Source organism: Proteus faecis (assembly GCF_003144395.1).
GTDB classification, from domain to species: domain Bacteria; phylum Pseudomonadota; class Gammaproteobacteria; order Enterobacterales; family Enterobacteriaceae; genus Proteus; species Proteus faecis.
This window is the reverse complement of the sequence record NZ_PENZ01000034.1, coordinates 69,508-82,200: the sequence shown is the minus strand read 5'-3', so window position 1 is coordinate 82,200 and position 12,693 is coordinate 69,508. Positions and strand designations below refer to the sequence as shown.

The following is a 12,693-nucleotide window of genomic DNA, read 5'->3' as shown; positions in this document are numbered from 1 at the left end:
GTTTAATTTGTTATCATAATTACTCCTTAATTACCTGTTATCGGGAGCCGTTATATTCCATGCATTCTGTTTACCAGTTTTTTCAGGCTATCGGTCTTGGTCTTATTTTGCTTTTACCTTTAACCAATCCATTAACGACTGTTGCTCTTTGGCTTGGCCTTTCAGGCAATATGACCAAAGAACAACGTAATCAACAATCCTTAATGGCGTGTGTGTATATTTTCCTCATTATGACCATCGCGTTCTATGCGGGACGGATCATAATGACAACCTTTGGTATTTCTATCCCCGGTCTTCGTATTGCAGGTGGAATGATAGTTGCCTTTATTGGCTTTAGCATGTTGTTTCCAAACACACCTAATGTCGATGATCCTATTTCAGACGATAACAACCCACACCATAATCCCAAAGAGCCTAATATTGCTTTTGTTCCTTTAGCAATGCCAAGTACAGCAGGCCCCGGGACGATTGCAATGATAATCAGTACAGCCGCTTCAATCCCCTCACGCACTGATATCGCACAATGGGTATTGTATGTTGCTCCTGTAACAAGTTTCTTTTTAATTAGCGTTATTGTTTGGGTTTCACTTCGCGGTTCTACCCGCATTATGAAATATTTAGGCCACAGTGGTATTGATGCTATTTCTCGCGTAATGGGATTTTTATTAATCTGTATGGGCGTTCAATTTATGATCAATGGCGTTCTTGAAATTATTGCTGATTTGCCTGCTTTATTAAAACAGGCTCAAGCAGCCGCTAATTTGCCTGATTAATTATCTGCTGCGTGGTAAGCAGCTCTCACTTTTGCCAAATAACGTGGCGCTTGAGAAGCCGGATGATTTTTTTCGACATAACGATAAAAATCATCCGCACTCATTGAATTAATTTTAGCAATAGCATTATCTCTATTTTTATCAAATGTTCTTAAAAGAGCGCCAGCGCCATTCACATAAGCAAGAATAGTCGCGTAATAAAGAGTTTCAGGATCGGCAATACCCACAAGGTGGCGCTCTCTTAATAATTGAATATAAGCTGTGCCCAAATCAATATTAATGGCAGGATCTTTTAGTTGAGCCGTCGTTGGCTGTCCTGCCTTACCTCTATTTTGGTAGACATCTCTTCCCGCAGTTGACGCTTTAATTTGCATTAATCCAACTGCATTTGATTTACTAATAACTTCAGGTCTAAAGTTTGATTCAACTTGGATAATCGCTTTAATTAATGTTTCATCAACATCGTAACGGCTTGATGCTTGCTGTATATGGGTATCAAAAGGTGTTGATTTCCATTGTGCCGTTGAAATTGAAGCATTATTAATTCGATTCTCTACTGGTTTTTGACTTAAGAAGCGCGATGTTTCTTTTTGAACAGGTTGACGAACATTATCAGCACAACCAGCAAGAAGCAAAATTGCCAAAGAAAAGATGATTTTTACTTTCACGTTTTATCCTTCTGCATACAGGGTTGTACAAAGACATATTTATACATCAATAAGTTATAGATGGTTATTCTATTTTCACTCAAAAATGCATGCTAAAATATGGCAAAACGTGAAAAATAAATCAATCTATTACTACTTCTAGTGTGTGTTTTATCTCAAATCTATCCCATTCACTATGATTGCCCCCCAAATGTATTAATCAGAATAGAATCTGCCATAACAAGTTTATATCGTGTTATTACTTATTTTTGAATAAATGGTATGCATTAGTGCAATGTAAAAAAGAGATTGAGAGATCGCGATAAAATCGTAGCGGCATAACCGACGTTGAATTCATAAGGGAGAAAGTGCATTTTTATGCGTAATAAAAATCATCTCTTACACAAATAGTTACGAACTATTGTTAATTTTTGTGACAAAACTCGACAATCTACTTAACATTTATTGGAATACATGTTGTTATCTTATTTATGGCAGTTATCAAATGAAGCTTTTACACAGAGATAACTTGACTTTTTTGAAATGATATTGATAATCATTATCAATTAAGAAAACAACTCTGCAACTATAAAAGGCAATAATAATATGGATATATTTCGCTCTGCAAACAAACTTTCACTTACAGCTTTATGCCTTATGGCATCTGTATTTTTAACAGCACCTACACAAGCAAAAGATAAACTAAAAGTCGTCACTACGTTTACTATTATTCAAGATATCGCTCAAAATGTAGCTGGAGATGCTGCAATTGTTGAATCAATCACAAAACCCGGTGCTGAAATTCACGATTATCAACCTACACCTAAAGATATTGTAAAAGCTCAAAAAGCTGATCTTATATTATGGAATGGCTTAAACCTTGAACGTTGGTTTGAACGCTTTTTTAATGAATTGCGTAACGTACCCGCTGTTGTTGTCACTGAAGGCATCACACCAATGCCAATTAGTGAAGGTGCTTACAAAAACAACCCTAACCCACATGCATGGATGTCACCGAATAATGCATTAATTTATATTGAAAATATTCGCAAGGCACTTGTTGAACATGATCCAGATAATGCCGCTATTTATAATCAAAATGCAGCACGCTACGCAGAAAAAATTAAACAACTTGATGCCCCATTAAGAGAAAGATTATCTCGTATCCCACAAGAAGAGCGTTGGTTAGTGACCAGTGAAGGTGCATTCAGCTATTTAACTCATGACTATGGGTTTAAAGAAGTTTATCTATGGCCAATTAATGCAGAAGAGCAAGGTACACCGCAACAGGTTAAATATGTGATTGATACCGTTAGAGAACATAAGATCCCTGTTGTCTTTAGTGAAAGTACCATTTCAGATAAACCCGCTAAACAAGTCAGCAAAGAAACTGGCGCAAAATACGGTGGTGTTCTTTATGTTGACTCACTTTCTACCGAAGGTGGCGAAGTTCCTACTTATATTGATTTAATTACGATTACAGTAGATACAATTGCGAAAGGATTTGGGCAATGAGCAATATAAAAGCGAATCCTACATTGACCGTTGATAATGCTACAGTTACTTACAATAACGGTCATACGGCTATTTTCGATGCAAGTTTCTCTATCACTGGTGGCACTATTTGTGCCCTAGTGGGGATCAATGGCAGTGGCAAATCCACACTATTTAAGACCATTATGGGGCTTGTAAAACCCTCTAAAGGTAAAGTTACATTAAACGACAACCCTATCCAATTGGCGTTAAAACAAAATATGATCGCCTATGTTCCACAAACAGAAGAGGTTGACTGGAACTTTCCCGTTCTCGTTTCTGATGTGGTGATGATGGGGCGTTATGGAAAAATGGGCTTTTTTCGTATTCCTTCAAAACGCGATCATGAAGTAGTTGAAGCATCATTAGAACGCGTTGGCTTATCAGGTTTAGGACACCGCCAAATTGGTGAGCTATCTGGTGGTCAGAAAAAACGTGTTTTCTTAGCACGAGCAATGGCTCAAGAAGGTACTGTTTTATTACTTGATGAACCTTTTACAGGTGTCGATGTTAAAACAGAAAATGCCATTATTGAACTTTTACGCAATTTACGTGAAGAAGGCCATTTAGTTTTAGTTTCAACGCATAACTTAGGAAGTGTACCTGAATTTTGTGACCACGTTATTTTAATCAATAGAACAGTGTTAGACAGTGGTCCAACCGAAACAACATTTACACAAAAGAATTTAGAACACGCATTTGGTGGCGTGTTACGTCACATAAGCTTATCAGGTTCTGATCTCCATGATGATGACGATCCACGTTCACTCACTGTTATTACTGATGATGAACGTGCCGCCGTCTTCTATGGTCATCAAAAAGAACACACTCCAGCGCACCAAAGCCAGCGCAAACAAGGAGAGTAGCAATGCTAGATTTACTCCTACAACCTTTTGAATATAACTATATGGTGAAAGCAATTTGGGTCAGTGCCTTAGTCGGTGCTGTCTGCGCTTTTCTTTCATCCTATCTTATTTTAAAAGGCTGGTCGTTAATGGGAGATGCCCTTTCCCACTCAGTTGTTCCTGGTGTTGCTGGGGCTTATATATTAGGTTTACCTTATGCAGTCGGTGCTTTTTTTACGGGTTTGCTCGCTGCATTATCAATGACATTTATTCGTCATATCACACGCCTTCGTGAAGATGCTGTGATTGGTTTTATTTTTTCCACCTTTTTTGCCTTTGGCCTGTTGCTGGTTTCTCTTAAACCAACAGCCGTCAACGTTCAAACCATCATTCTGGGAAATATTTTAGGTATTGCTGATGAAGATGTATGGCAAGTAGTTATTATTACTGCTGTTTCTTTCTTAGTCTTATTTTGTATTTGGAAAGACTTGCTGGTGGTTTTCTTTGATGAAGTTCACGCAAAATCAATCGGCTTATCACCACTAAAATTAAAAATTATCTTCTTTACTCTTTTGAGCGCATGTACTGTTGCGGCTCTTCAAACTGTTGGGGCCATTCTTGTCATTGCAATGGTAGTGACCCCTGGCGCAACTGCCTATTTACTGACAGACCAATTTAAACGACTGGCAATTATCGCTATCTGTATCGGCACAATCACAAGTGCTGTAGGCGCTTATCTTAGCTACTTCTTTAATGGTGCAACGGGTGGCGTAATTGTCACAATGCAAACATCACTCTTTCTGTTGGCTTTCTTATTTGCCCCTAAACACGGTATGTTAGCCGCTCGTCGCCGTGCTCGTTACAGTTCACAGCAGTTGATCACGCAATCTCATCAGCATAAAGGATCAACAAAATCAGAAGAGGTGAAACTATGAATGAGTTGATGGAATTTTTCATTGAGCCTTTTCAATATCCGTTTATGCAACGCGCTATTGTTGCAGCCATTATTATAGGTATCGCCTGTGCTATTTTATCTTGTTATATGGTATTAAAAGGGTGGTCTTTAATGGGAGATGCAATCTCTCACGCCGTTTTACCTGGCGTTGTTCTTGCTTATGTCACCGCAATCCCGTTAACGGTAGGCGCCTTTCTTTCTGGACTATTTTGTTCTTTTGCCACAGGTTATTTAAAAGATCACAGTCGCATTAAAGAAGATACCGTGATGGGGATTGTATTCTCAGGTATGTTTGCGGTGGGTTTGGTTATTTTTGCCAGTGTCGATACAGATCAACATTTAATGCATATTTTATTTGGTAATATTTTAGGTATTACTCCTGATGTATTAACTCAAATTAGTATTATCTGTGTCATCACCATCACGATTATGCTTATTAAGCAAAAAGATTTTATGCTTTATTGCTTCGACCCTAACCAAGCCAGAATTGTTGGTTTACCCGTCACATTATTGCACTATGGCTTACTGTCTATTTTGGCATTAACCATTGTTGCCTCAATGCAGGCTGTTGGGATTATTTTAGTTGTTGCCATGCTTATTTCACCGGGGATAACTGCATATTTATTAACACGCAGTTTTTCACGCATGATTATGTTAGCAATTGTATTTTCTGTCGTATCTAGCGTTATAGGAACATTTATTAGTTTCCATATTGATGGAGCAACAGGCCCATGTATTGTGCTAACGCAAGCGGTGTTCTTTATTATTGCGCTACTCTGTAATCAGATTAAATTGGCAAAAATAAAGCGACAAACAAAACCCGCTAACGCCTGATAATATTCTTTATCTTAGCAAAAACGGGATAATCATCCCGTTTTTTAGTTTTATACTTTATTGATTTAATGAAAGTGTTATTGTCATAGTATAAACATCGCTCGTTATTATTTTATTTGGGTCTACTAAGTAAACAACTTTGCGAGGTGTAAGTATGTGGCAGAATATAGGTCGTTTACTGGAATCAAACTTAGGATTTTCAGCAAAGATAAACGAAAAAATTCACCTTTCTAGCGGTGATATTCATCATACATGGAAAATTTATTATGGTGATACGCCTATTTTTGTGAAATCTAACTTGCGCGAATTTCTGCCTAATTTTAAAAATGAGGCAGAACAACTCGAAATGTTAGCAAAAAGCCAAACAATTCGAACTCCTCGAATTCTTGGTATCGGTAATAGTAAAGATGCCAGCTTTCTACTCCTTGAATTTTTGCCTGTTCAACCATTTACACCTCATAGCGCCTACTGTTTTGGACAACAATTAGCAAGACTACATCAGTGGGAAGAACAACCTAGTTATGGCTTTGATTTCGATACCCAAATCGATACAACACCTCAACTCAATAGCTGGGAAAAACGCTGGAATCACTTTTATTCTGAAAAACGTATTGGTTTTCAGCTACAACTAGCTTCTGAAAAGGGTATGGTTTTTGGAGATATCGACGAGATCACTCAAATTATCACTCATCGCCTCGCTGATCATAATCCACAACCCTCTTTGCTTCACGGCAATCTATGGCCTAAAAACTGTGCTGCGATTGGTCAATCAGAAGGTACCGTGTTTGATCCTGCTTGTTATTGGGGGGATCGAGAGTGTGATATCGCGATGTTACCGCTTTGCACTGCAGTACCCGCAAATATTTTCGATGGCTATCAAAGTGTTTGGCCACTATCAGATAAGTTTTTATCTCGTCAACCGATTTACCAACTCTATTTCTTCCTTAACCGTTGTAATTTATTTGGGGGTGAAGAAAATTATTTAGAAGTCAGAAAAATCATTGATGATCTATTAGCAACACCTTAATAGGAATAAAGCGAAATAGTATAGAGATAATAAAAAACTTAAAAATATAACCTCGCCAGATTCAGTGATGCGAGGTTTATTTTTCCTTTCAGTTAATATAAATAAGTAAACACTCCTCGTTCACTTTAAAGCAGTGTTACCACCCTAAAAATTTCATTAAGAAATAGCCTATTGCAATGACAATCAGAGGTGATAAATAAAGCACCATAATTTGAGTAAAGATAGTATGTCGCGGTAATTTGATATTTTGTTGCAATTCTTCAGCCGTTACACCACTTTTCATTGCTCGTTCGATAATAAGCTGATCTTGTATATTTTCTTTCAAATATTTCACTTGACGATAAATTCGTAATCCTGATGCGCTGAATGCTAAGCCTATAAACATAAAAAGAAAGATAACAAAAAAAGTGATATTTTCTTGGCTAAATCCCATTTGTGTATTGGGAATAGGTGAATTTCGCCAGAAAAAATCTAAAAAAGGTGTGTTAAATTGCACCATTTCCGCTAATACACGAAAAAAATCATTAATTACGGCATTTACACCATCACCACTTGGGCGTTGAATTGCAGCCAATCCTATCAATGATACAGCTGTCGAAATAAAGGCAGGAATAAAAATAAGCCAGCCAAGTACACGCTTTAAAATGGCATATAATCCTGCATATTGATAACTCATCACATCCTCACTAGTTGAATTCGTCAATATTTATCTGTTTATCGTAGTCTAATTAACGGCGAATACGACAATAAATTAATAGTAGCTATTCTCTCTATTTATTTTACAAAATAAATAAGAAACTGATTAAAAAGATTTTCCCTGTAACTCTTGCTACAATCGCCACTCGACAACATAGACCTTATTTATGGAGAGTAACATGTCTTTTAAATTCCCTATTGAAGCTGCAATATTTGATATGGATGGTTTATTAATCGACTCTGAACCATTTTGGCAGCAAGCAGAACATGAGGTCTTTGCTGAATTAGGCGTCGATTTATCTCTAGCATCGGCAATGCCCGATATGGTTGGATTAAGAATAAACGAAGTTATTGATTTATGGTATAGAGCATCACCTTGGCAAGGCGTTTCAAAACAAGAAGCAAAACAAAAAATGGTTTCTCGTGTTGTCAAATTAGTTGAAGAAACAAAGCCTCTATTACCAGGTGTTGAACATGCCTTAGAGCTTTGCAAATCATCAGGGTTAAAAATTGCGCTAGCATCAGCATCTCCTGATTTTATGCTTGAGCGTGTCCTTGAATTGTTTAATATTCGTCATTACTTCTCAGCTGTTGTGTCTGCAGATGAACTACCACACAGTAAACCACACCCTGAAGTTTATCTAAATGCAGCTAAAGCGCTTAATCTTGACCCTATCCACTGTGTTTCATTAGAAGATTCTCGCAATGGTATGATTGCTTGTAAAGGCGCAAGAATGCGATCTATCGTTGTCCCTGCAATAGAACAATTTAATGATAAACAATGGGGATTAGCTGATGTAAAAATTGCGTCACTCAATGAACTAACTCAACTACATTTATTAGGCTAATTTCCATAAATAAAAAGGATATCCTACTGTGTAAGATATCCTTTTTGTTCGGTTTTTAATGAGCATAACCCCACCGACCTCTTTTCTATTTTTAAGTATTCCTCTTGTATATTCCTTTTATTTCCTCTCGCCGTGATCTTACTTTTTGGTTTCTTATCCTAAATTCGATCATTTTTAAATCAATCAAATAAAATATTCCTGTTATTCCTTAATATTTAAGACAATTTTTATCTTTTTTGTCTGTTAGTTATCATCAAAACCTTTTATACTTTATTACTGTATAAATGAACAGCAAATAAACAGACATGGAATGACAGCAGAAGGACATCTACTTTTTTCTGTAGCAACACTTGTATTAGCGCAGAAACTTGAAATAACGCCAGCTCTTGCTCATGGTGATTGGTTTCACATGATCCCTGCTGTCTTATTAGGCTCACTCCTACCTGACTTAGACCACCCTGGCTCTATTCTCGGGCGGTTATTCCGTATTATCTCTCTGCCTCTATCAAAACTCTGTGGTCATCGAGGTTTTACACATAGTCTACTTGCGTTTTGTGGTTTAGCTATTTTATGGGAAACCCAAGTTTCACCACGGTGGGATATTTCTGCCGATATCTTTCATGCCCTTTTATTAGGTTATCTTAGCCACCTTATTGCAGATATGTTAACTCCCGCTGGCGTTCCTTTCCTATGGCCTTTAAAAATGCGTTTTGCATTACCTATTTTAGGCAAAAAGAATAATAAAAAAGGTGAAAGATTTATCTCTGTTTTGATCCTTGTTGGCGCACTTTTTTTACCCCCACACCTTACCCTTACGCTACCTTTACAAGTTAACGACTGGCTACAGATGTACCACAACAAACGTACTAATTTTTAACACACTCAGACAAAACTCTACTCTTCTCTATTTATTTATAAATTCTTACTTCTTTTTATGCCAACTTTCCTTGTTTTTATAACCAAATGATTATATAAAATAATAATTAATTATAAAAAGTTATTAACAATTCTGTTACCCTATATCGAATTGGTGCTGTTATATCCTTTCTTATTGCCTAAGAACTCATATCGCATACAATCGTCGAAATGATATAAATAAAGATCTCGTTGGAGAGTTAAGATGAATTTTCCGTTAATCATTAACGTACTCGTCTTTGTTGTGCTATTACTCATCTTGGCTAAATTAAGTCAACGTCAGTGGAGCCTTTCAAAGAAAGTTCTTGTTGGTTTAGTTTTTGGTGTTGCTTTTGGACTAGCATTACACGCATTCTATGACTCACACGATCCTATTATTAAAGAATCTATTCTTTGGTTTAATATCGTGGGTAATGGCTATGTACAACTGTTACAAATGATTATTATGCCATTAGTATTTGCCTCTATTCTTAGTGCTGTAGCTCGTTTGCATCAAGCTTCATCCCTAGGAAAAATTAGTGGTCTCACTATTGGCACACTATTATTTACCACTGCCATTTCTGCCTTAATAGGTATTGTTATTGCTAATTTATTTGGCTTAACAGCAGAAGGCCTAGTACAAGGTGAACAAGAAGCACAGCGCTTAATTGCACTTGAACAAAATTACATGGGCAAAGTTTCTGATTTAACGATGCCACAACTTATTTTGTCATTTATTCCTAAAAATCCATTTGCTGATTTAACAGGTGCGAGCTCAACATCAATTATTAGCGTGGTAATTTTTGCTACTTTCTTAGGTATGGCTGCACTGAAGCTACTTAAAGAAGACCAACCCCGAGGCGAGAAAGTTTTAGTTGCAATTGATTGCTTGCAATCATGGATCATGAAACTGGTTCGCATCGTTATGATGTTAACGCCTTATGGTGTAATGGCTCTGATGACTAAGGTTGTTGCAAGCTCAAATATGCACGACATTATTCAATTAGGAAGCTTTGTTGTCGCCTCTTATGTTGCTATTGGCTTAATGTTTGTGGTTCATGGATTACTGGTCAGCTTTACGGGGTTAAATCCTATTAAATTCTTCAAAAAAGCGGGACCTTTATTAGCATTTGCATTTACAAGTCGTTCAAGCGCTGCAAGTATTCCGTTAAATATTGAAACACAAATTAAGCGTGTGGGTGTACCAGAATCTATCGCAAGCTTCTCATCATCTTTTGGTACAACGATTGGTCAAAATGGTTGTGCGGGTATTTACCCTGCGATGTTAGCCGTTATGGTTGCGCCTACAGTGGGTATTAACCCATTAGATCCAATGTGGATTGCAACTTTAGTTGCTATTGTGACTGTTAGCTCGGCCGGTGTTGCTGGTGTTGGTGGCGGTGCAACATTTGCAGCCCTTATCGTTTTACCTGCAATGGGCTTACCCGTAACATTAGTTGCTCTGTTAATCTCAGTAGAGCCATTAATTGATATGGGACGTACGGCATTAAACGTGAGTGGCTCAATGACAGCGGGTACGATCACCAGCCAAATTATGGGACAAACGGACAAAGCTGTATTCAATCAAGATGAAGAAACTGAACTTACAGTAAAATAAACTTTATCTACGTCTATTGATAAAGCCAGTTCAATTTGAGCTGGCTTTTTTTTGTATCTATATTAAGTTACCTATTTTCTATTTATGTTATCCCCAAAATCAATTAAAACCCTATAAAACTAACAAGGTAAAACCGTGCAAAAAATTATGCGAGTTTTGCGTAAACTCTATAGATATGAAAACAGTCAATATGATCCAGAACGGCAAGTGTCACTATATCATCTTGATATTCTTTCAGAAAAAGAACGGGGCTTGTTATCCGAAGTCAATTGGCAACCTAATGTTATTGAAAAATTTGCTGATCACTCTGATGTTATTTCGAAATTAAATAGCTTAAAAAACAATCCATCACTCACACAAAAGCGTTGCTTAGATGCATTTATTGCTGGTATTGGAGGCAGTTATCTTAGAGGTCGATCTGTTTTAGGTGCTTTTCATAAATTACAAAATTTGCCATTACATAATTATAAAGAAAAGCCTCAATATGCCTGTTGTTGGATTTGTAGTGATGGGGATCAGCAAAAACATATTAATGACAGCTATTTTCAATATTGCCTCTATTACGGTAATTCTTATACAAGCAATCCCACTTATGCTTACTTGAATTTAAAACATCTACTGACTGTTGCACCTGTCAGTCCAACCCCCGCAGATAAAGAGAGCTTTAAGCAACTACTCCACTTATTACGCCATGCTCCTGAAGATGAAACTCCAGGTAAATTTGAAAAACGATTAAATGAGGCTAAGTTAATTTCAGGTGATAGATATACCAAACGCGGTATTTTACATTCACTTGCCTTAGTGGGTGTTATTCCTAATGCCTATATTCCATTATCTTTAGATCATTGGGCTAATTTCGGCGATATTACCATTGCAGAAAATCAACTTAATAACACCAAAGGTCGCTCTGATATGGAAATGCCATGGGCAGGCTGGAAAGGCAATCTTAAAATTGATGAGGAAAAAGTGGCAATATACTTTGGCGAATATTTAGATTAAACACCCTATTCTTCATACATAGAAAGCGCTCAATACTTTCATATTGAGCGCTTTTATTTGAGTATTCGCGATTAGACTCTCAACTTTATTTCAGATACTCACCATTGCGCAGTGCTTCAATACGCTTATCTAATGGCGGGTGAGATAAAAATAACTCGCTGAATGACTTATTACGACCATTAATACAAAAAGCCATCATGCTACTTTCTTCTTGTGGCTCATAACTCGTTTTCAAACGTTGTAATGCAGCTATCATTTTCTCTCGACCAACAAGCTTTGCAGAACCTGCATCCGCATGGAATTCACGATAACGTGAAAACCACATTGTTATAATGCTGGCAAGAATACCGAATAAAATTTCCAGAACCATTGAGACCCCCATATAGACCCATGGGTTTCCATTACTATTTTCACTCTCTTCATCATTAGAGACAAAATTAGCAACAAATTGAGCGATGATACGAGAAATAAAGATAACAAAGGTATTCACAACACCTTGCAGTAAAGTCATGGTTACCATATCACCATTAGCAACATGGCTAATCTCATGGGCAATAACTGCTTCTGCTTCATCACGGCTCATACTCGCTAACAAACCAGTACTTACAGCCACCAGCGAAGCATCACGACGAGCACCTGTTGCAAACGCATTAATATCAGGCGCATCATAAATTGCGACTTGTGGCATTTTAATACCGACTTGTTCAGACTGGCGTCTTACCGTATCTAATAACCAACGCTCTACTTCTGAAGTTGGGTTTTCAATAACTTGGCCACCCACTGAGCGTAATGCCATCCATTTGGACATTAATAGTGAAATAAATGCACCACCAAAGCCAAATAAGCCCGCCATGATCATCAAGCCTTGAACACTACGACCTTGTATGCCTGTTAAAGATAAGATGATCCCAAAAACAAACATGACGGCTAAGTTTGTTAACAGGAATAAAGCAATTCTCATCATATTGATACTGTTCCTATTTTATCTAATTATCACATTGCTAAAACTGTCTTATAAATAAGG

13 protein-coding genes are annotated in these 12,693 nt (G+C 37.2%); 10 read left to right on the top strand and 3 right to left on the bottom strand.

Annotated features, from left to right (window positions below):
- Positions 1-59: 59 nt before the first annotated feature.
- A complete protein-coding gene (locus DK858_RS09940; RefSeq protein WP_109397257.1) occupies positions 60-773 on the top strand; it encodes a MarC family NAAT transporter in 714 nt (237 codons plus the stop codon).
- On the opposite strand, the gene DK858_RS09935 is transcribed toward DK858_RS09940, so the two are convergent.
- The gene (locus tag DK858_RS09935; RefSeq protein ID WP_109397256.1) at positions 770-1,441 is read right to left on the bottom strand and encodes a transglycosylase SLT domain-containing protein; all 672 of its coding nucleotides are present in this window, start codon (positions 1,439-1,441) and stop codon (positions 770-772) included. The genes DK858_RS09940 and DK858_RS09935 overlap by 4 nt on opposite strands.
- Positions 1,442-2,077: 636 nt before the next feature.
- On the opposite strand from DK858_RS09935, the gene DK858_RS09930 reads away from it, so the two are divergent.
- The 5 genes from DK858_RS09930 (at position 2,078) to DK858_RS09910 (ending at position 6,614) form a co-directional block, all read left to right on the top strand.
- A complete protein-coding gene (locus DK858_RS09930; RefSeq protein ID WP_228407306.1) occupies positions 2,078-2,935 on the top strand; it encodes a metal ABC transporter substrate-binding protein in 858 nt (285 codons plus the stop codon).
- Positions 2,932-3,819, top strand: coding sequence for a manganese/iron ABC transporter ATP-binding protein (locus tag DK858_RS09925; RefSeq protein ID WP_109397254.1), 888 nt, complete (start codon positions 2,932-2,934; stop codon positions 3,817-3,819). Before DK858_RS09930 ends, DK858_RS09925 begins: the two co-directional genes overlap by 4 nt.
- A 2-nt stretch (positions 3,820-3,821) precedes the next feature.
- Positions 3,822-4,733, top strand: a complete 912-nt coding sequence (locus DK858_RS09920) for a metal ABC transporter permease (RefSeq protein WP_109397253.1) — start codon at positions 3,822-3,824, stop codon at positions 4,731-4,733.
- Positions 4,730-5,587 carry a metal ABC transporter permease gene (locus tag DK858_RS09915; RefSeq protein WP_109397252.1) on the top strand — a complete coding sequence of 286 codons (858 nt, stop codon included), beginning with the start codon at positions 4,730-4,732 and terminating at the stop codon, positions 5,585-5,587. The genes DK858_RS09920 and DK858_RS09915 overlap by 4 nt, the downstream gene beginning before the upstream one ends.
- 154 nt (positions 5,588-5,741) lie before the next feature.
- Positions 5,742-6,614 carry a fructosamine kinase family protein gene (locus DK858_RS09910; RefSeq protein ID WP_109397251.1) on the top strand — a complete coding sequence of 291 codons (873 nt, stop codon included), beginning with the start codon at positions 5,742-5,744 and terminating at the stop codon, positions 6,612-6,614.
- Positions 6,615-6,750: 136 nt separating this feature from the next.
- Here DK858_RS09910 and DK858_RS09905 read toward each other — a convergent pair whose 3' ends face one another.
- Positions 6,751-7,290, bottom strand: a complete 540-nt coding sequence (locus DK858_RS09905; protein WP_109397250.1) for a YniB family protein — start codon at positions 7,288-7,290, stop codon at positions 6,751-6,753.
- A gap of 199 nt (positions 7,291-7,489) precedes the next feature.
- Here DK858_RS09905 and hxpB point away from each other — a divergent pair, with 199 nt between their 5' ends.
- The 4 genes from hxpB (at position 7,490) to DK858_RS09885 (ending at position 11,669) form a co-directional block, all read left to right on the top strand.
- Positions 7,490-8,158 carry a hexitol phosphatase HxpB gene (gene hxpB, locus DK858_RS09900; RefSeq protein WP_072062592.1) on the top strand — a complete coding sequence of 223 codons (669 nt, stop codon included), beginning with the start codon at positions 7,490-7,492 and terminating at the stop codon, positions 8,156-8,158.
- Positions 8,159-8,468: 310 nt separating this feature from the next.
- The gene (locus tag DK858_RS09895) at positions 8,469-9,035 is read left to right on the top strand and encodes a metal-dependent hydrolase (protein WP_109397249.1); all 567 of its coding nucleotides are present in this window, start codon (positions 8,469-8,471) and stop codon (positions 9,033-9,035) included.
- Between the two features lie 243 nt (positions 9,036-9,278).
- The gene (locus DK858_RS09890) at positions 9,279-10,670 is read left to right on the top strand and encodes an L-cystine transporter (protein WP_023582401.1); all 1,392 of its coding nucleotides are present in this window, start codon (positions 9,279-9,281) and stop codon (positions 10,668-10,670) included.
- A gap of 135 nt (positions 10,671-10,805) precedes the next feature.
- Positions 10,806-11,669, top strand: a complete 864-nt coding sequence (locus tag DK858_RS09885; protein WP_228407283.1) for a hypothetical protein — start codon at positions 10,806-10,808, stop codon at positions 11,667-11,669.
- An 85-nt stretch (positions 11,670-11,754) separates the two neighbouring features.
- Here the strand turns inward: DK858_RS09885 and htpX are convergent, their stop codons facing one another.
- Positions 11,755-12,633: a protease HtpX gene (gene htpX, locus DK858_RS09880; RefSeq protein WP_109397248.1), complete on the bottom strand. Its 879-nt coding sequence runs from the start codon at positions 12,631-12,633 to the stop codon at positions 11,755-11,757.
- Between the last annotated feature and the right edge of the window lie 60 nt (positions 12,634-12,693).

Excerpts from the sequence above, each read along its gene's own strand:
- DK858_RS09940 (WP_109397257.1), top strand. The coding sequence starts at position 60 with ATGCATTCTGTTTACCAGTTTTTTCAGGCTATCGGTCTTGGTCTTATT.
- DK858_RS09930 (WP_228407306.1), top strand. The coding sequence starts at position 2,078 with ATGGCATCTGTATTTTTAACAGCACCTACACAAGCAAAAGATAAACTA.
- DK858_RS09925 (WP_109397254.1), top strand. The coding sequence starts at position 2,932 with ATGAGCAATATAAAAGCGAATCCTACATTGACCGTTGATAATGCTACA.
- DK858_RS09920 (WP_109397253.1), top strand. The coding sequence starts at position 3,822 with ATGCTAGATTTACTCCTACAACCTTTTGAATATAACTATATGGTGAAA.
- DK858_RS09915 (WP_109397252.1), top strand. The coding sequence starts at position 4,730 with ATGAATGAGTTGATGGAATTTTTCATTGAGCCTTTTCAATATCCGTTT.
- DK858_RS09910 (WP_109397251.1), top strand. The coding sequence starts at position 5,742 with ATGTGGCAGAATATAGGTCGTTTACTGGAATCAAACTTAGGATTTTCA.
- DK858_RS09905 (WP_109397250.1), bottom strand. The coding sequence starts at position 7,290 with ATGAGTTATCAATATGCAGGATTATATGCCATTTTAAAGCGTGTACTT.
- hxpB (WP_072062592.1), top strand. The coding sequence starts at position 7,490 with ATGTCTTTTAAATTCCCTATTGAAGCTGCAATATTTGATATGGATGGT.
- DK858_RS09895 (WP_109397249.1), top strand. The coding sequence starts at position 8,469 with ATGACAGCAGAAGGACATCTACTTTTTTCTGTAGCAACACTTGTATTA.
- DK858_RS09890 (WP_023582401.1), top strand. The coding sequence starts at position 9,279 with ATGAATTTTCCGTTAATCATTAACGTACTCGTCTTTGTTGTGCTATTA.
- htpX (WP_109397248.1), bottom strand. The coding sequence starts at position 12,633 with ATGATGAGAATTGCTTTATTCCTGTTAACAAACTTAGCCGTCATGTTT.